Source organism: Streptomyces flavochromogenes (assembly GCF_000717595.1).
GTDB classification, from domain to species: Bacteria; Actinomycetota; Actinomycetes; order Streptomycetales; family Streptomycetaceae; genus Streptomyces; species Streptomyces flavochromogenes.
In genome coordinates this window covers 490,916-509,029 of the sequence record NZ_JNZO01000001.1, presented here as the reverse complement: position 1 = coordinate 509,029, position 18,114 = coordinate 490,916, and the positions used below count along the sequence as shown (strand labels likewise).

Genomic DNA, 18,114 nt, shown 5'->3' with positions numbered 1-18,114 from the left:
TCACCATGAGAGTGTCTTCGCAGATGCATTCAGCGAATGGTGTCTCATGCGGGGGGACTTCGAACTGTGGCTGTAACCGTGCCCGATTGGGCCGACACCCTACTTGACGTCATCGGTGTCAACTGGCCGAACGTCGACGAGGACGCCTATCGGGACATGGCGGACTCGCTGAGGGAGTTCGCCGAGGACATCGAAGACGACGGTCACCTTGCGAACCAGCATGTGCAACGTTTGCTGTCGTCCGGCCACGGCGAGGCCATCGACGCGGTCAGCGGCCACTGGGGCAAGGTCAAGGACAAGCACATCAAGGACATCGCCGGAGCCGCCCGCACCATCGCGGGTGCCCTGGACAACGCCGCGATGGCGATCGAAGCCATGAAGTACGTGGCACTCGGTCACCTGGGCGTGCTGGCCGGCAAGGCAGGCGTCTCGATCGCCCTGATCCCGGTCACCGGCGGGTTGTCCATGCTCATCGGCGGCGTGGCGATCGGGGTCGCCCAGCAGGCCATCCGCAAGGGCATCAAGGAGTGCCTGGAGGAGGTCGTCGCGTACATCGTCTCCGCGATGACGGAACCGGCCGTCGCCGCTCTGGAGAGCATGGCCGCCGATCTGGTGGTCCAGCTCGGGGCGGACGCCCTCGGTCTCCAGGACGGCGTGGACGTGAACCAGGTGGGCCAGGCCGGCAAGGACGGCTTCGACGAGGGCGTGGCGGGGGCCAAGGACGCCCTGCACCTCGCTTCCGCCGGCACCCCCGTCGGCTCTGCGCGCGGGGCGGGAAAGGGTGTGAGCATCGACCACGCCGAACACGACCGCGCCGGCACCAAGCTGAACCTGGTCAGTGCCGGCGTCCACGGCAAGACCGCGGGCAAGCTGACGAAGGCCAGGTCTCAGCACAGCAGGACCCGTGGCAGGGACGACATCGCCGGTGCTCTGGACCCTGTGGTCGACAAGGCGATGGAGGCCCTCGGAAAGGCCACCAAGGAGATGGGCGACCACCTGGGCACGACACTGCCGAAGGCGGTCAAGGCGATATCCGAGAATCAGAAGAAGACCGACCAGGACATCAGGGACCGGTTCGCCCGGCAACGCAAGGACCCGGACGCCGGGCCGGACGGCGGCTCCGCCGGTGCCGGCTCCCGACCCGCCGGGCGGGACTCCTCCCGCACCAAGGCGAACGCCCTCAAGGACGCGAAGGACGATCCCCGCCGCAACAGCATCTCGTTGGAGAAGAAGACCTGCGAGAACGACCCGGTCGACGTCGCCACCGGCGAGATGACGCTCCCGCAGACCGACCTGTCCCTGCCTGGCACCCTGCCGCTCGTCCTGCGCCGGACACACCTTTCGGAGTACCGCTACGGCCACTGGTTCGGGCGCAGTTGGGCCTCGACCCTGGACGAGCGGATCGAGTTCGACCCGCTGGGCGGTGGCGCCGTCTGGGCCCGGGAGGACGGTTCCCTCCTGGTCTACCCCCGACTGCCGCTGCCGGACGACACCGAAGGCGTCCTGCCCCTGGAGGGTGCGCGGCTGCCCCTCGTCCACGGCGGGCACGAGAACGCCGAGACGACGTACCGGATCACGGACCCGCACTCCGGCCTGACGCGCTCCTTCACCGGAGGCCCGTACAGGGCGTCGTCCGCGTACTGGCTCACCGGGATCTCCGACCGCCACCTCAACCGGATCGCCGTCACCCGGATGTCCGACGGCGCCCCGACGGCCGTTGCCCACGACGGCGGCTATCTGGTCACGCTCGCCGTCGAGGACGCCCGTGTACGGGAACTGGCGCTGCGCACGCCCGACGGCCCGGTCACCGTCCTGCGCTACGGCTACGACCCGCAGGGCAACCTCGACGCCCTCACCGACTCCTCCGGGCTGCCGTTCCGCCTCACCTACGACCCGGACGCCCGGATCACCTCCTGGACCGACCGCAACGACTCGACCTTCCGCTACGTCTACGACGGCGCGGGCCGGGTCGTCCGGACGGTCGGCCCCGACGGCTTCCTGTCGTCCACGTTCGCCTACGACGTCCACGCCGAGACGGGCGACCGGATCACCCGCTACACGGACTCGTTCGGCGCCACGAAGACCTACCATCTCAACGGTCGCCTCCTGGTGACCGCCGTGACGGACCCGCTCGGACACACCAGCCACCAGACGTGGGACAGCGATGACCGGTTGCTGTCCCGGACCGACGTGCTCGGCCTGACCACGGACTACACCTACGACGAGCACGGGAATCTGACCCGGGTCGCCCACCCGGACGGCTCCACGGCCGATGTCACCTACAACGAGCGGCACCAGCTCGTCTCCGTCACCGGCCCCGACGGCGCCACGTCCCGGCAGGAGTACGACGAGCACGGCAACCCTACGCTCTTCACCCGCCCGGACGGCTCCACGACCCGGCTCACCCATGACGCCTCGGGCCACCTCACCGGGATCGCCGACTCCCTCGGGGAGCTGGACCGGCTGCGCTGCGATCCGGCCGGTCTCCCGCTGGTCGCCCGTGGCCCGCTCGGAGCGGTCACCCGCTACACCCGCGACGCGTTCGGCCGCGCGGTCCGCATCACCGACCCGCGCGGACGCACCACCGCACTCGAATGGACCGTCGAGGGCAAGCTCGCCCGCCACACGGCCCCGGACGGCTCCCAGCAGTCCTGGATCTACGACGGCGAGGGCAACTGCCTGGTCCACACCGACGCGCTCGGCGGCGAGACACGGTTCGAGTACACCCACTTCGACCTGGTCGCAGCCCGGACCACACCGGACGGCGCGCGGCACGAGTTCGCGCACGACACGGAGCTGCGCCTCGCGGGCGTCACCAGCCCGCAGGGGCTCACGTGGACCTACACGTACGACCGGGCCGGACGTCTCGTGGCGGAGACGGACTTCGACGGCCGCACGCTTGCCTACGCCCATGACGCGCTGGGCCGCCTCGCCGCCCGGACGAACGGTGCCGGACAGACGGTCCGCTACGAGCGCGACGTGGCGGGCCGTGTGGTCGCCAAGGACGCCGAGGGCGCCGTCACCCGCTTCGGCTACGACATCCACGGCCACCTGGCGAGCGCGATCGGTCCCGATGCCGAGCTGTCGTTCGTACGGGACCCGTCCGGCCGCATTCTGCGGGAGGCGTGTGACGGCCGCCAACTGACCCATGTCTACGACGCGTCCGGTCGCAGAATTCGCCGCACGACTCCCTCGGGGGCCGTCAGCACCTGGTCCTTCCCGGCGGACCTGCGCGCCGAACTGAACGCCTCGGGGCACCGGGTGGTCTTCGAGTTCGACGAGGCGGGCCGCGAGATCACCCGCCGGATCGGCGACACCCTGGCCATCGAGCACGCCTACGACGCGCTGGGCCGCCTGACCGACCAGAGGGTGCGCGGCGCGGGAGACCGGCCCGTACAGCAGCGCGCGTACACCTACCGCCCCGACGGCCACCTCACGGCCGTCGACGATCGGCTTGCGGGCCGTCGACAGCTGGAGCTGACCCGGGCGGGCCGGGTCACCGCCGTGACCGCGGAGGACTGGAGCGAGCGGTACGCCTACGACGAGGCCGGCAACCAGACAGAGGCGGACTGGCCGGGCAGCGACGCCGGCACCGGCTCACGCGCGTACACCGGCACCCGCCTCACCCGAGCGGGCCGCGTCCGCTACGAGTACGACGCGCAGGGCCGGGTCGTCCTGCGCCAGAAGACCCGCCTCTCCAGGAAGCCCGAGACCTGGCGCTACGGCTGGGACGCCGAGGACCGCCTCGTGTCGGTCACCACCCCGGACCGCACCTGCTGGCGCTACCTCTACGACGCGATGGGGCGCCGGGTCGCGAAGCAACGCCTGTCGGCAGACGGCACATCGGTGGCCGAGGAGACGCGCTTCACCTGGGACGGCGACCTCCTGTGCGAACAGACGAGCGTGTCACCCGACTCCGCCGAGTCCGTCGCCCTCACCTGGGACCACGACGGAGCGACCCCGGTCACGCAGGTCGAACGGCGGCTCCTGAATCAGTCCGAAGTGGACCGCCGCTTCTTCGCCGTCGTCACCGACCTGATCGGCACCCCGCGCGAGCTCGTCGACGAACAGGGCGAGGTCGCATGGCGCACCCGCGCGACGCTCTGGGGCACCACCACCTGGAAGCGCGGCGCGACGGCGTACACGCCGCTCCGCTTCCCCGGCCAGTACTTCGACCCGGAGTCCGGCCTCCACTACAACCGCCACCGCCACTACGACCCCGACTGCGGCCGTTACGTCTCCCCGGACCCGCTCGGCCTGGTCCCGGCCCCGAACGCAGTCGCGTACGTCGACAACCCGACGACCTGGACCGACCCCCTGGGCCTGGCCGGCTGCCCCCACCGGGGCGCGGACAGGCCCCGGCACAGCGTGGTCCTCGGCGTGGACGTGCCGCCGCACCACCCGTCGGAGTCGCTCGCGAAGTTCCTTCGCAACAACCCGTCGGAGCCGGGCTACCCGGGTGCACACACGTACAACGGGCCCGACTACGCCGGTGAGGAGGCCGGAGGTCCGGTCTGGATGACGAACGTGATGGCCGCCGTCGGGGACCGCAACACCACCCTGTCCATCACCCTGGACGGAATGCCGAACAGCCGCGGTGAGGTGGGTAACTGGAGCACTCCCGAAGACATCGTGGACGCCTTCCAGACAGCGGCGCAGCACGGAGCCCAGTTCAACAGCCGACACGAGAGCCACTATCCTCGGCGCGGTGACGGAACCGCGTGGGAGATGAGCGAAGTGGCCTACGCGGTGCGCAACTACGACGGGGACACCGCGTGGCAGGACCCTGAGGAGCGGCGTTCCGGCCGGTCCTGGGACGACATCCACTGGTACACCCGTGACGAGGAGGACCAAGAGAACGGGGGGTACAGGGAGATCAAGGTACCCAGGCCCGACATTCCCGAGATCATGCCGGACCTGTCCAGACTTCCGGACAACCTGAGGAACGAACTCCCCGACTATCTGAGGAACGCCGACTGATGACCGACGACGACAAGATCCGGAACGCACGGGGCATCGTGGCCGCGGAGTGGGCGACGGTCCTGGCCTACGGCCCGGAACGCATCGATCCGATCGTTCCCCGCACCGCCTACGGCCATCCGGCCCTGCGGACGCTGTTCCCCATGGTCGGCCACGGCGTCCTCTACCTGAGCCGGTGCACCCGGTACCCGTGGACACACGACGTGCCGACCGCCTTCCCCCAGGTCGCCGGCGGCTACCGCGTCCGGCGCGAGTCCGACCGCACGCTCGTCGGCGTGGCAGGGACCGTGGAGGAGGCGTACGCGTTGATCGCGGCCAGCCTTCCCGAGGGCTGCGGCCCGGCCGTGGACGGCACTCCGGACGATCTGTGACGCGTGTCAGGCTCAACAGTGCCTTGGTCGTCGATCTGTCGTGATGCGGTATACGCGTGAGTGGTGAGGGACGCCCACGAACTCTCGGCCGTCAAGGTGGAGGACAACCCGACCCATGTGGCGGCGGCGCTCCTGGTCCTGGACATGGCAGCTGACATCGTGGCGACCCATCCGAACCCGCATCGCGGGGTGGCGGTGCTCGATGCTTCCTGTCGTTCGGGACGGAGGCCGGCCGGGCGGTGCGACGGCCGCGCGACCATGTGCGGGACGCCCGGCGGCAGCCCCCTCCCGGATCCGATCGATCTTCCTGAGATCCTTGCTGTGCGACGCCCCTGTCGGTGCAGTGAGCTACGCCCTTGACCCTGGGCCGGGCCGGCGTCGCCGTCAGACCCCGTCGCGGCCGGCGTAGCGGGAGCGCGCCCAGAAGGGCAGGACGAACCAGCAGCACAGGTACCAGGCCACGACTCCGGCCACCAGCCACGGTACGTAGTGGTCGTGCGTCGCCACGCGCAGGATCAGGAAGAGCGAGGACGTCAGCGTGGCAAGGAGCAGCACGAGGCCGGCGAAGGTCAGCCGCGAGGCCCAGGCGACGCCCTGGGGCTTGAGGTTTCGTCCTGACACGATGCGGTGAAACGCCACCGGTGCGATGAGGGCCCCCGTGGCCAGGGAACCGAGCACGACCGTGATCAGGTAGATCGTCCTGTCGGTCTGTCCCAGGTTCTGGAAGGTCGGGGTGAAGACCACGGTGAGCAGGAAGCCCAGCATGATCTGCACTCCGGTCTGCGCGACCCGTATCTCCTGCATGAGCTCCGTCCACCGGCGATCCGCACGTTCCTCGTGCGTCTCGTCACGCGTGGTTCTCCGACTATCCGTACCGCTCACACTCGTCTCCTCCGTCGCGATCGTGGCGCCCTTATGCCCCGGATCACGACACGCATTCGCAGTCTCGTTCGATGCATGCGCAAGCGTTCGGCTTCGGGACGGCCGGGCCGGAGACGAAGACGGCTGCGACCCGGTCAGTGCGTACGGTCGTCCGGGTCCATGGGCTCCCCCGCGTCCGCACGACCGGCGTCTCGCGGGGCAGGAGTCCTGAGGGACGGCTGGAGTCTCGGGGATGCCGGACGGTGTTCGGTCATTCGGGCGACTGGTGGGCCCTGCTGTCCGTCCCGGTGGTGTTCCGGATGCCGTTCGCACCCTTCCTCATGGCGGGCAGGGGACCTGGTGCGCCCGGCTCGGCTGGAAGCCGCGGCCACGGCGCGGGCGTCACGGTGCCTTCCTGGCTGCTCGGTCACGGCATCACCCGCGCGGTGCCCGCCGTGCGCGCGCCGGAGCCGGACCGCCCCGCCGCCGGCCTGAGCCGGTCCGTCCCGGGTGGTCACGCAGGCCGCCCGGTGGCCGAGGCCGCCGAAGGCGACCACGACCACCGGGCGGAGCCGCCCGGGTCCCGGGCTGCGTCGACGCGCGCCGCTCAGCAGTTCCGGATGGACCACACGGGCGTCCAGTCGTACGTGAAGGGCGTGGGCTCCGGCAGGACGACGTCCAGCACCTGGCCGTTCTGGCCGTAGAAGAACGCGGCGGCGCCGACCTGGTTGTTGACCACCTGGCCCACGCCGTTCCAGTGGGACAGGGAGTACTGCTGGCACCGGTAGAGGAAGAAGACCTTGTACTTGCCCACCACCGGGTCCCAGACCCCGGTGCAGAGATTCCCCGACGCGCACGTGACGGGACTGCCCGACGACGTGTGCACGTAGTCCGCCCAGGGCGAGACCGTCGGCGACACGGCCGCCACGGCACGCGAGGACGGCCCCTCGCCGCGGGGCGCCGGCGGCATGACCATGGTGTGGCCGCCGCCCTCGCGAGGCCCGTCCGAGGCCGCAGCCTGGGCCGGGCCCGCCGCGAAGGCGGACACCAGCACCCACAGGAGGGCACCGACCACACCGAGGGTGGAACGCCAGGTACGCGACATCGTCACTCCTTCTCCGGGAATCCCCGGGTTCACTTCGTACTCGTGCACAGCGGTACGTCCGGCAACTGGTTGTCCGGATGGCTGATGTAGATGTTGGTGACGTAGCCCCCGTACTGCGGCAGATACGCCCACCAGTCGTTGGTGTACGGCGGGACGGAGACGAGCTGCCCCTTCTTCTGACAGCCCACCAGCACCTCCACGCCGGCCGGGAGCCGGGTCAGCAGGTTGTCCCCGACGACCGGTTCCCTCCGGACGGCGACGTCCTGACCCCACGTCCCGTACCACTTCCCCTTCGGCGCCGTTCCGCCGGGAACGTTCAGGGAACGGGTCAGCCGGCCGAGGTCGGTGTACGCCTTCCCGTACGACGTGCCGTCCGGGTGCAGCGTGAGGACGGCCACGATCGAACGGTCACCGGTCCCGACGGTGCCGGTCGTGTGCAGCGCCGGTCGGCTCAGGTCGACGCTCGCGTCACCCGCGCCGACGGACGCGGGAGCCGAGGTGTCGCTCCCACGGGCCGCGGTGGTGCTTCCGGAGCCGCAGTTCCCCTTCGCGTAACTCCCCGACCAGCCCTGCTTCACGGCCCACGGGCGGTCGAACGAGGCGGCGATGCCGAAGTGCTGGTCGAAGGCGTCCGAGGCGCACCGGGTCGACTGGCGCAGACGCTCCATGACGAAGTCACGAACCGGCGCGGGAGCGGACTCCAGGATGTGCCGGTAGGTCTTGACGATGTCGCGGGCCGACATGGCCGTGTAGCCCCAGTACCCCTCGTAACCCGCCGGCGGGGGAGCGGTGTCGGAGAGCCCGAGCCGCGTGACCATGCGCGCGACGATCGCCGGCCCGCCGTAGGCCGACCAGTAGTGGTTGGCGGCGGCGTCCTGACTGCTGCGGAGCATGACGTCCAGCCGCGTGCGGTCGGCGGCCGGGAGGGTGTCGGGGCTGCGGTTCCACAGGAAGTCGAGGGCGAGCAGGAGCTTGACGACCGACGCGGACCGGAACGTGGCGGCCGGGGCGAGCTGTTCGGTGAACGTCCCGGTCTGCCGGTCGAACACGGCCACGCCCGCCGTGACCCCGGCGGGAACCTGGGGGCTCGCGGGCGTGGCCGACACGGTGGCACCCGACGGTTCCGTCGCGGCCGAGGCGGAGTGCGGGAGTGCCGCGCCGGTGAAGGAGAGGGAGAGGAAGGCCGCGGTCGCGGCGAGCAGGCGCCGAGGCGTACGGCGAGCGGTGGTGTGGGAGTGTCGGGCGATGCGGAACATGTCGTGAGGGGTCCTCGCTTGGTGTGAGGGCGCACTGGTCTCGGAACGGGCCGGCCGGACGAGGGCGGCGCGACCGCGGCGCGGAGCCCCTGGCGGGACGCGAGGGGCTCCACGGGAGCGGCCCGGGCGGACGACTTCCGGACGCCTACGGGATGTTGCACTCCGTCATGCCAGGCCAGGGATCGACCGACGTCCACACGTCGACGGCGGGGATGAAGCCCCACCCGTGATTGCCTTCCCGACCGGGAGCGATGCGGTCACCCATGGTGTAGTACCAGATGTTGTTGCCGCCGCTGTGCGGGGGGCCGCTGGCCCAGCACACGAACCAGCTCGGCGAGGTGTCGATCCAGCCGATCACCGGGCACGCGGGGATGAAGCTGCCGCAGCCGCGCAGCGGGGCTCCGGCACGATTGCCGCACACCCAGTCACGCGTCCAGGTCCGCCCCGTGTACGCGTCGTAGTGGCTGACGTTGCGGGCGGTGCACGACGCCTGGGCCGCGAGGGGCGCGGCCTCAGCCGTGGGCGGCGCGCTGCTCACCGCGCGGGTGGTCGTGCCGGCCTGCGGCGACGACGCCTGAACGGCGCCGGCGCCGAACAGCACGGCCAGGAGGGCGGCGAGCATCGCCACCGCTCGTCTCACAGACATGTTTCGGCCCCCGTTGTCGAGAATGCACTGGTCGGACGGCCCTGCGGAACCAAGGAGTCGGCACGGGGCGTCGCTTGAGAGCCGAGCCTTCCACTCGGTCTCCGTCCATGTCATCGCCTGTGGCCATGCGACATGCAAGACGATCGATAAGGGATTCATCATGGTTACTGGCGAAACGGCCGCTGGAGGCGCCGCACCGACGGGCCCCGACCCGCGGACGCCGAGCGCCCATCAACTCCGGCTGTTCGTCGCCCTCGCGGAGGAACTCCACTTCTCGCGCGCCGCCGCCCGGCTGTTCATCACGCAGTCGGCGCTGAGCCAGCAGATCAGAGACCTGGAAAAGCGCCTCGGGGTGCGGCTGTTCGACCGTTCGAGCCGGGCCGTGACCCTCACCCCGCAGGGCCGGGTGCTGTTGGCGGACGCGCGCGGCGTGGTGGCGGCCATGGAGCGGCTGAGCCGCAGCGCCTCGACGCAGGCGCGCAGGCTCTCCGGACGGCTCGTCGTCGGCACCATCGGCGCGGAAGCGGCGATGCCCTATACGCACGCCGTGCTGCGTCTGCTCAACGAACGGCACCCGTTGGTCCAGGTCGACGTGGTCAGCCTCCACTTCGCCGACCACTTCGACGCCTTGTTCCGCCATGACGTCGATGTCGCCTTCCTCCGTCCACCGGTCCCGCCCGGCGTCGAGGTGCAACACCTGGCCACAGAGCCGCGGTTGGCCTGCCTCTCGGCGAGCGACCCGCTCGCGGACCGCGACCGGATCACCCTCGCCGAGCTGGCCCGACACCCGGTGATCGACGTCCCGCCGCAGGTGCCACGGCTCTGGTGGGACTTCTGGGCCGCCGACCCGCGACCCGACGGCACCCCGGTCCGGTACGGACCCGTCGCCTCGGACCTGGAGGGCCTGCTCCACCTCGTCGCCCAGGGCAAGGGCATGTGTTTCCTGCCGGCCGCCGCGCGCGACCTCTTCCCGCGCCCCGGCATCCGCTACGTCGAGGTCACGGACCTGCCCCCGTCCACGGCGGGCCTCGCCTGGCTGAGGGAGAACCGCACGGAACCGCTCGTCGAGGCCGTGGTGGCAGCTGCCGGACACGTGGCCTCGGCGCGGGACCGGGGGGCCGCCCGGGGCAGGAGCCAGGTTGAGGACTGACCCCACGTCACAGGTCGCGGCCACTCCGGGAGCGGGACCCCGGGCCGCTGTCCCTCCCAGCGTCCGGCGGTGGACATCGGGCGGCACGTGCAGGAGGGGCCGGAGCACGTCGGGACCGCGCCCCCGGAGGGCGACGCTGTACGCGCCGGGGGCCGTCTTCGCGGGGATGTTCCCCTGTGCCGTCGACCCGTACGGGGTGACGGTGCCGCGGGTACCGCCGTAGCCGGTCGCCGTCGTCACGGCCGACGAGAGCGGGTGCCCGGTTGCCGGTTCGGTGCGTTCGCGGCGGTGATCCGTCACCTGCTCAGGGTTGTGGCCCTGCAGCTGACGCAGGCGAGACCACTCGACCGGCCGTAACGGTGGATCGGCTCCGCGCAGAGCGCGCATGGCCCGATCTCCCACACCGGACAGCCCAGTTCGTCTGCGATGACCGCGCGCTCGCGGGTGGACAAGCGGCGCATCTGCACCGGCCGTCTGGGGGCTCGGTAGGGGTGATCGGGGGCGGTGTCGAAGGTGTGGAGGCCCGTAGCGGACATCATGTCCCGCCGGGGACGCGGGTCGCTGAAGTACTGGCGGTCCTGGTTGCCGTAGCGGCAGGAGCTGTCGAGTTCCTCTTCGGTGTAGGTGACCGGCTCGTCATCCGCCGGCAGGTCCTCCGGCTCGCCTTCGCCGTCGTCGGTGAGGTCGCGCCACCGCTGCACGTCTTCGGCAAGCGCCCAGAGGTAGGAGGCGCGCCGTGGGTCCTGGGTGTCGCGGACACGCACGGCTACGTGCTCGCCGTCGGCACTGGTGACGACGAGTTCGTCCAGAGCGGTGGCGCGTTCCTGCGGGACGCACAGGGCGGGCAGGAACCAGCCGCTGTGGAACTTATCGCAGTGGGAACCCGTTTCAGGGCCGGATCGCTCGCTGCTCGCGGTGCACTTCCAGATTTGGAGGTGCCGCACACCACCTCGGAGGATCATCGCCAGGGGCGAGACGATGCGTTGCCAGGGCACGTCATCCACCCTCGCCCATGGTGCGCGATCGATGATCTCCGACGACGCGTCGCCGGTCACCCAGAGGGGCGCTATGCCAACCGTACGGCGGCGCTCCGGGCGAGCGGCCGGCGCGGCGCTGCCGACGTACGAACATCCACGGTGTCTTGTCGGCGAGTGCGCACTGGCAATCGCCGCCCTGGTAGTCGGTCAGGCACTGCAGAAGATCACGGTCCCGCTCCCCGACGGGCTGGGTGATTTCCTCCAGCAGTCCAGGGCGGTCCGGGTGGCCCAAATCCTCGAAGGTCAGATTGATCGTGATGCCGTACTTGGTGTGGTACACCCCGTAGGCCATGGAAAAGACGATAAGCGCTCGCGCGACGTGCGGTAAGGGCGCCCGCGGTTGGCGGAGGCGGCAGTCCTGATGGCCGGCCTCCACGCTGCGGATCCCGTGATCCCGGCGCGGGCAAGGGCGTGCCTTCCTGAAGCATGGGGCTGTGGTCACGCTGATCGGCCGGAACTTCCACTCCCGTAGACCACACCACGCCCTAGACTGCGACCGCTCCAAGACCTGGAGATCATCGGGAGGGCGTGCAAGATGAGACGAGCACTGATCAGCGCATTCGCGGCCGTGGCGTTAGTCGTGTCCGGGGGGAGTGTCGCCACCGCTTCCGACAGCGCTCCGCCACGCACCACGCACGGCCCCTGCCAGTACACGCAGACCCCGGACGAGCCGCCGGCGCGGCCTGTTCCGCTGCCGCCCGACCCGCGGCGCACCCCCAGTCGTGGCACGGTGGACCTGGCAGTTCCGACCAGCCAGGGCTCGCTCCTGCTGCACGTGGACCGGGCCAAGGCCCCGTGCACGGTTCAGAGTTTCCTGCACCTGGCACGACACGGGTTCTACGACCGTACGGTGTGCCACCGGCTGACGGCGTATCCGACGCTGAAGGTCCTGCAGTGCGGCGACCCGACCGGCACCGGTGAGGGCGGCCCCGGGTACAAGTACAAGGACGAGCTGCCGGTGGACCTGCCGCCCGCACCCACCGATCCCACCGGCACGCGCCGCCTCTACGGGCGTGGCCTGCTGGCGATGGCCAACGCCGGTCCGAACACGAACGGCTCACAGTTCTTCGTCGTCTACGGCGACTCCGCACTGCGACCGAACTACACGGTGTTCGGCACGGTCGGCCCCGACGGCCTGACGACACTCGACAAGATCGCCGCCGCCGGCATCGAGCCGACCGCGGAGAACCCGGCACCGGTCGACGGCACACCCGTCCTGCGGACCGAGCTGCTCCGCGTCCGGCCGTCTTGCCGGCATTGACGCACCGTGACGTGGCCACGCCCTCGACGAGCTGGCCTGGCGCCGGCGGCCGCCCCAGGCGGACTGTGCCGACCGAGTGAAGCGTCCGGGTGTGGAAGGGAAGGGCTTCGGACCTTGTGCCCAGACTAGGTGAGCGCCCAAGGCCCAACCTCTGCACTCCGTACGGTGCTTCCCCTGGACACCGCACCAGTTGTCCGGTCCCGGCTCCCTGCCGGGGCCGGACTCCGTCCTGGGCGTACGGGCGGCCCGACCCGCGTAGCTCCGAGCGTGTTCAGCCATCGGCCGTCGCCGATGCACCTCCGGCTGTCCGGCTGGCGTCCGGGAGGCCCCGCATCGTCCGCCGCGACGCGCCTCCCGTCAGAAGACACTGGCCAGGAGACCCCGGCCGGCGGCTTCCGCGGTTCAGTCGGGCCCTGGTCAGATCGTGACCGGGCCGTGGGCGGTGGCGAACTCGACCGAGACCAGGCCCGGTTCCTCATCTTCGACCCAGGTGACGTCAACCTGGTCGAGGGGGTGGTCGGCCGGTTCGCCGAGGAATTCGGCGATGGAGGTGGCGTCGCCGGCGATGGAGACTCCGTGGATGGTGGTGGAGGTGCGCGGGTCGGCGCTCGGGCGCTTCTCGCTGGGGACCAACCACTGCAGGAAATAGGGCAGTTGTGGGTCCTCCAGCAGTTCCAGCAGGCCGATCTGCTTCCACCTCAGGTCGAACCCGTCGGGGCGGACACGATGGCCCTCGGTCGAGGTGCGGCCGAGGCGGGCCTCGACCGGGGCGATGTCGTCGACGGAGACCACCCAACCGAGCCAGCCGCCGCCCTCGGCGGCGCGGCGGGCGACCGCCTGGCCGAAGGGTGCGCGGTCGGCGGCGGGGTGGTCGAGTGTGGTGACGACCTCGACGTAGGTGCCGCCGCTCAGCGGGAGGATGAAATTCCGGGTGCCGAATCGCGGGTGCACGCCCCCGTCGACGAACCCGGCGCCTAGAGCCGATCCGATCCGCTGGACGGTCGAGACGAAGCTGTCGCGGGCCACCGCATAGGACACGTGATCAAGTCGCACTTCGGCATCATCACCCGACAACCCGTCCAGATCCCGACGCCACGCCCGCCGCCCAGGCCGCGTCCGCCGTGGATTCAGCCGTGGAGCGGATGGATCATCGCCATCCCGGCTGAGGAGGCCCGGTTGAAGCCGGGCAGCGGCACCGCAGCCTCGTCGAGCCCACGCCCGGCTCGATCAGCCGCTGCCACACGATTTCGATCCGGCGTGCAGGACCATGCGCTAGGCACTTCCGAGAGACGTTCGTCTTGGATCTCGCGTCCGTCCTGCGACTTAACCGGATCCGTTACTCTCTGGACAACGTTGTCATCGCTCGGCAGAGTGGTGCCTCGCACAGTTCTGACAGTTCTGGAGAGGTTGGACGGATGGTGTACGGAGCGCTGGACATCGGTGGCACGAAGATCGCCGGGGCGCTGATCGACGCCGAGGGGCGTGTCGTGGTGAGGGTGCAGCGGCCGACGCCCGCGCGCGAGTCCGCCCAGGCGATGATGGCCGTGGTGACCGCGGTCGTGAACGAGCTGGCAGCCTGCCCCGAGTGGGGCGCGCTGTCGTGCCTGGGGATCGGGAGCGCCGGGCCCGTGGACACCTTCGCGGGCACGGTGAGCCCGGTGAACATTCCGGCCTGGCGTTCTTTCCCCCTGGTGGAGCAGGTGCGGAGCCATCCCGCCGTCCCTGACGGCGTTGAGCCGGTGCTTGTCGGTGACGCGGTCGCGATGGCGGCGGCGGAACACTGGATCGGCGCGGCGAAGGGCGCGGCGAATGCCCTGTGCATGGTCGTGTCGACCGGGGTCGGCGGCGGCCTGATCCTGGGCGGTTCCGTCCATTCCGGGACGACGGGGAACGCCGGTCACATCGGGCACATCACCGTGGACCAGAACGGTCCGGTGTGCCCGTGCGGCGCTCGGGGGTGCGTCGAGCGGTACGCCAGCGGTACGGCGATCGCGGCCCATGCGCTGGAATCGGGCTGGACACCCCCGGCCGGCCTTCCCGCCACGGCCCGCGAGGTCGAGTCGTCGGCCCGTGCGGGCGATGCGAGGGCGCTCGCCGCGTTCGACCGGGCGGGCCGAGCCCTGGCCGCAGCCATCGCGGCCACCGCCGCGCTCGTCGAACTCGACCTGGTCGTCGTCGGAGGCGGCGTCTCCCAGGCGGGCGACGTGCTGTTCGGGCCGCTGCGGCACCACCTGAAGTCGTTCGCCGTCCTGGATTTCACGCGCGACCTTCCGGTCGTGCCCGCCGGACTGGCTCTCGACGCAGGGTTGATCGGCGCAGCTGCCGCCGGCGTCGCAGCCTCCGGACTGTACCGGGCCGGCGCGGGCGCGACCGGGCCGATGACCACCTGACGCGAGGGCCTCCACCGGATACGGGTCGAACCCTCTCAAATGCACCCGTGAGCTCGGACGCCGAGCGCCTTTCGAGGGCCCTGCGGCGTCCCCGCTCTGCCCCCACCTGTTACGCACTCCAGGAAATGAGCATGGATCTCCTCCTCAACACTGTTCAGACCTACGACTGGGGCTCGCGCACCCTGCTGCCGGAGCTCATGGGTGTGCCGCCCACCGGAGCCCCCCAGGCCGAGCTCTGGATGGGTGCCCATCCAGCGGCGCCTTCCAGGGTGTCCCGGGGGGATGCGGTGGTGCCGCTGGACCGGGTCGTGTCCGGGGATCCGGAGGGCGAGCTCGGGGCGGTCACCGTGCGCCGGTTCGGGTCCCGGCTCCCGTTCCTGCTCAAGCTTCTGGCGGCCGATACGCCGCTCTCGGTGCAGGTGCATCCGGACCTCGCCCAGGCCCAGGCCGGATTCGCGCGGGAGAACGCACTCGGTGTGCCCCTGGACGCACCCCACCGCAACTACCGCGACGACCAGCACAAGCCCGAGATGATCGTCGCCCTCACCCAGTTCCGGGGGCTGTGCGGCTTCCGGAACCCGTCGCACACCGCCGACCTGTTCGACTCCCTGGAAGTGCACGCGCTGCAGCCGTACGCCGAGACCCTGCGCGTCGTTCCCGAGAGGCAGGCGCTTGCGGAGGTCTTCCGGGCCTTCCTCCGGCCGCCCGCGGGCCTGCTCGATGCCGTCGCCCAAGCGCTGGCAGCCGCGGCGGCAGGGACCACGGAGGCTCGCCTCGCTGCGTATGCCCGCATTGCCAGGACCCATCCCGGCGACCCGGGACTTCTGTCCGCTCTGATGCTCCGATACGTGGAGCTGAGCCCTGGCGAGGCACTGTTCCTCGGGGCCGGAGTCCCGCATGCGTATCTCTCCGGGCTCGGGGTGGAGATCATGGCGAGCTCCGACAATGTCCTGCGGTGCGGACTGACCTCCAAGCACGTGGACACGGAGGAACTGGCCCGTGTCGTCCGCTTCGACGCGCCCCCGGCCCGCGTCCTGACCCCGAGGGAGGAGGGTGGAGAGGAGGTGTATCCGGCACCGGTGGACGATTTCCGCCTGTCGCGGTGCCGCCTGCACGCCGGTGAACGACGACGCGCGAGGCTGGACGCACCGCAGATCCTTCTCTGCGTCCGTGGCAGCATGACCGTTTCCCTGGCGGGGGAGAGCATCAGCATCGGCCCCGGTCAGGCCGTGTACGTGTCGGCGGGCGCCGAGGCCGTCCTGGGGGGAGCCGGCACGGCCTTCCGTGCCACGACGGGCACTGCTGGATTCCGCTGATGAACGGCAGCGTGTCGCTAAAACTCCCAACTAAACTTAACCGGTTATGTTCCGGCTGTTGTCATCAACCATGACGACCTCTAGCCTCAACTCGGCCGCCAGGAATCGGCAGGAGAACTCGCCGGTCTACGAAGGCGATGACCTGAACCGCACCTGCGGTTAATCCCCACTGCCCGGACCGAGCCGCAGTACCACCGGGCAGTGGGGTCCGGCGGCGATTCGCCCACCACCTGTGGGCCCGCAGGGGCGACCAGCCCCGGACAGCCGCGATCTCACTCCATGTCAGGCACGGTCGTTCCCCGCCCTTTTCCGGGGCGGGCGCGGCACCGAGTTGGGAGCACCACATGAACAGGACACGGGTCCTCTCGGCAGCTACGCTGCTCGCCCTCGCAGCCACGATCACCTCGGTTCCCGTCACCGCCCAGGCCGCCGGGCGGTCCGACGGCTTCCGCGTCGTGGACGGACGCCTCGTCGACGCCACCGGCAAGGACTTCGTCCTGCGCGGCGTGAACCACGCCCACACCTGGTACTCCGGCCGCACCGGGCAGTCCCTCGCCGACATCAAGGCCCTCGGCGCCAACTCCGTGCGGGTGGTGCTCTCCACCGGCACCCGCTGGACGAAGAACGACGCCGCCGATGTCGCGGACGTCGTCGCGCAGTGCAAGGTCAACCGGCTCGTCTGCGTCCTGGAGGCTCACGACACCACCGGATACGGCGAGCAGGGCGGTGCGGCCTCTCTCTCCGAGGCCGTCGACTACTGGCTGGAGGTGGCGAGCGCCCTCAAGGGGCAGGAGAAGTACGTCATCGTCAACCTCGGCAACGAGCCCCACGGCAACGCCGGCTACACCGCCTGGACGCAGGACACCAGGGACGCCATCGGACGGATGCGCACGGCCGGCTTCGACCACACGCTGATGGTCGACGCGCCCAACTGGGGGCAGGACTGGTCAGGCACGATGCGCGAGAACGCCCCCGCTGTCTTCGCGTCCGACCCGGACCGCAACACCGTCTTCTCGATCCACATGTACGGCGTGTACGACACCGCCGCCGAGGTCGAGGACTACCTCGGAAGCTTCGTCGACCGCGGGCTTCCCGTCGTGGTCGGCGAGTTCGGTGACGACCATTCCGACGGTGACCCCGACGAGGACGCCATCATGGCCACCGCCCGCCGACTGGACCTCGGCTACCTGGGCTGGTCCTGGAGCGGCAACGGCGGCGGCGTCGAGTACCTCGACCTCGCCACCGGCTTCGACGCGAGCCGGCTCAGCTCCTGGGGCGAGCGCCTCTTCCACGGCCGCGACGGCATCCGCCAGACCTCGAAGGAGGCCGGCGTGTACCGGCGCGGCTGTTCCATCGCCTACCGCCTGGACGACTGGGGCACCGGCTTCAACGCCGACATCACCGTCCGCAACACCGGCGAACAGCCCCTCAAGGGGTGGAAGCTCGACTTCGACCTCCCGTCCGGTACCACGGTGAACTCCGCCTGGAACGCGTCCGTCACCCAGACCGGCCGGCAGGTACGTGCCACCAGTGAGTCCTGGTCCGAGTCCGTCCCGGCCGGCGGGGCCGTGAGCTTCGGCGTCAACGTCGCGGGTCCCGGTGCGGTGCCCGCCTCCTTCAGCCTCGACGGCCTTCCCTGCGCCAAGAGCTGACCCCCGTACCGACCCCCGTACCGTCCCCGCCGCGCCGGGTGCGAGAGGAGCGGGTTCTGTGGGCACGTCCCTGCCCATGAGCCCGCTCC

The 18,114-nt window shown here is 70.6% G+C and carries 14 protein-coding genes; 7 read left to right on the top strand and 7 right to left on the bottom strand.

The window, feature by feature from the left end; all coding sequences use genetic code 11:
* The first annotated feature begins 78 nt into the window (after window positions 1-78).
* Window positions 79-4,980: an RHS repeat-associated core domain-containing protein gene (locus tag IF00_RS0101990; protein ID WP_245234394.1), complete on the top strand. Its 4,902-nt coding sequence runs from the start codon at window positions 79-81 to the stop codon at window positions 4,978-4,980.
* Window positions 4,980-5,351, top strand: a complete 372-nt coding sequence (locus IF00_RS43340; protein ID WP_030313482.1) for a DUF6193 family natural product biosynthesis protein — start codon at window positions 4,980-4,982, stop codon at window positions 5,349-5,351. The genes IF00_RS0101990 and IF00_RS43340 overlap by 1 nt, the downstream gene beginning before the upstream one ends.
* Before the next feature lie 384 nt (window positions 5,352-5,735).
* On the opposite strand, the gene IF00_RS0101980 is transcribed toward IF00_RS43340, so the two are convergent.
* From IF00_RS0101980 to IF00_RS42505, 4 genes are all read right to left on the bottom strand, one after another.
* Window positions 5,736-6,233, bottom strand: a complete 498-nt coding sequence (locus IF00_RS0101980; protein ID WP_030313479.1) for a DUF6328 family protein — start codon at window positions 6,231-6,233, stop codon at window positions 5,736-5,738.
* A gap of 586 nt (window positions 6,234-6,819) precedes the next feature.
* Window positions 6,820-7,317, bottom strand: a complete 498-nt coding sequence (locus IF00_RS0101975; protein ID WP_030313477.1) for a hypothetical protein — start codon at window positions 7,315-7,317, stop codon at window positions 6,820-6,822.
* A 29-nt stretch (window positions 7,318-7,346) separates the two neighbouring features.
* Window positions 7,347-8,573 (bottom strand): serine hydrolase family protein, encoded by a 1,227-nt coding sequence (locus IF00_RS0101970; RefSeq protein WP_030313474.1) that lies wholly within the window; start codon window positions 8,571-8,573, stop codon window positions 7,347-7,349.
* Between the two features lie 145 nt (window positions 8,574-8,718).
* The gene (locus IF00_RS42505; protein WP_158710422.1) at window positions 8,719-9,219 is read right to left on the bottom strand and encodes a hypothetical protein; all 501 of its coding nucleotides are present in this window, start codon (window positions 9,217-9,219) and stop codon (window positions 8,719-8,721) included.
* Window positions 9,220-9,379: 160 nt separating this feature from the next.
* Here IF00_RS42505 and IF00_RS0101960 point away from each other — a divergent pair, with 160 nt between their 5' ends.
* Window positions 9,380-10,369: a LysR family transcriptional regulator gene (locus IF00_RS0101960; RefSeq protein ID WP_051819622.1), complete on the top strand. Its 990-nt coding sequence runs from the start codon at window positions 9,380-9,382 to the stop codon at window positions 10,367-10,369.
* A gap of 296 nt (window positions 10,370-10,665) precedes the next feature.
* On the opposite strand, the gene IF00_RS0101955 is transcribed toward IF00_RS0101960, so the two are convergent.
* Both IF00_RS0101955 and IF00_RS42500 read right to left on the bottom strand, forming a co-directional pair.
* Entirely contained in the window at window positions 10,666-11,424 is a 759-nt protein-coding gene (locus IF00_RS0101955; protein WP_158710421.1) for a hypothetical protein, read from the bottom strand.
* Window positions 11,366-11,698 carry a hypothetical protein gene (locus IF00_RS42500; protein ID WP_158710420.1) on the bottom strand — a complete coding sequence of 111 codons (333 nt, stop codon included), beginning with the start codon at window positions 11,696-11,698 and terminating at the stop codon, window positions 11,366-11,368. The genes IF00_RS0101955 and IF00_RS42500 overlap by 59 nt, the downstream gene beginning before the upstream one ends.
* Window positions 11,699-12,136: 438 nt before the next feature.
* On the opposite strand from IF00_RS42500, the gene IF00_RS0101950 reads away from it, so the two are divergent.
* Window positions 12,137-12,667, top strand: coding sequence for a peptidylprolyl isomerase (locus IF00_RS0101950; RefSeq protein WP_245234393.1), 531 nt, complete (start codon window positions 12,137-12,139; stop codon window positions 12,665-12,667).
* Window positions 12,668-13,084: 417 nt separating this feature from the next.
* On the opposite strand, the gene IF00_RS0101945 is transcribed toward IF00_RS0101950, so the two are convergent.
* The gene (locus IF00_RS0101945; RefSeq protein ID WP_030313464.1) at window positions 13,085-13,720 is read right to left on the bottom strand and encodes a VOC family protein; all 636 of its coding nucleotides are present in this window, start codon (window positions 13,718-13,720) and stop codon (window positions 13,085-13,087) included.
* Window positions 13,721-14,082: 362 nt separating this feature from the next.
* Between IF00_RS0101945 and IF00_RS0101940 the strand changes: the two genes are divergently transcribed.
* From IF00_RS0101940 to IF00_RS0101930, 3 genes are all read left to right on the top strand, one after another.
* Window positions 14,083-15,057, top strand: a complete 975-nt coding sequence (locus IF00_RS0101940) for an ROK family protein (RefSeq protein ID WP_030313462.1) — start codon at window positions 14,083-14,085, stop codon at window positions 15,055-15,057.
* A gap of 131 nt (window positions 15,058-15,188) precedes the next feature.
* Window positions 15,189-16,373 (top strand): mannose-6-phosphate isomerase, class I, encoded by a 1,185-nt coding sequence (gene manA / locus IF00_RS0101935; RefSeq protein WP_030313460.1) that lies wholly within the window; start codon window positions 15,189-15,191, stop codon window positions 16,371-16,373.
* Between the two features lie 344 nt (window positions 16,374-16,717).
* Window positions 16,718-18,025: a cellulase family glycosylhydrolase gene (locus IF00_RS0101930; RefSeq protein WP_030313458.1), complete on the top strand. Its 1,308-nt coding sequence runs from the start codon at window positions 16,718-16,720 to the stop codon at window positions 18,023-18,025.
* The last annotated feature ends 89 nt before the right edge of the window (window positions 18,026-18,114 follow it).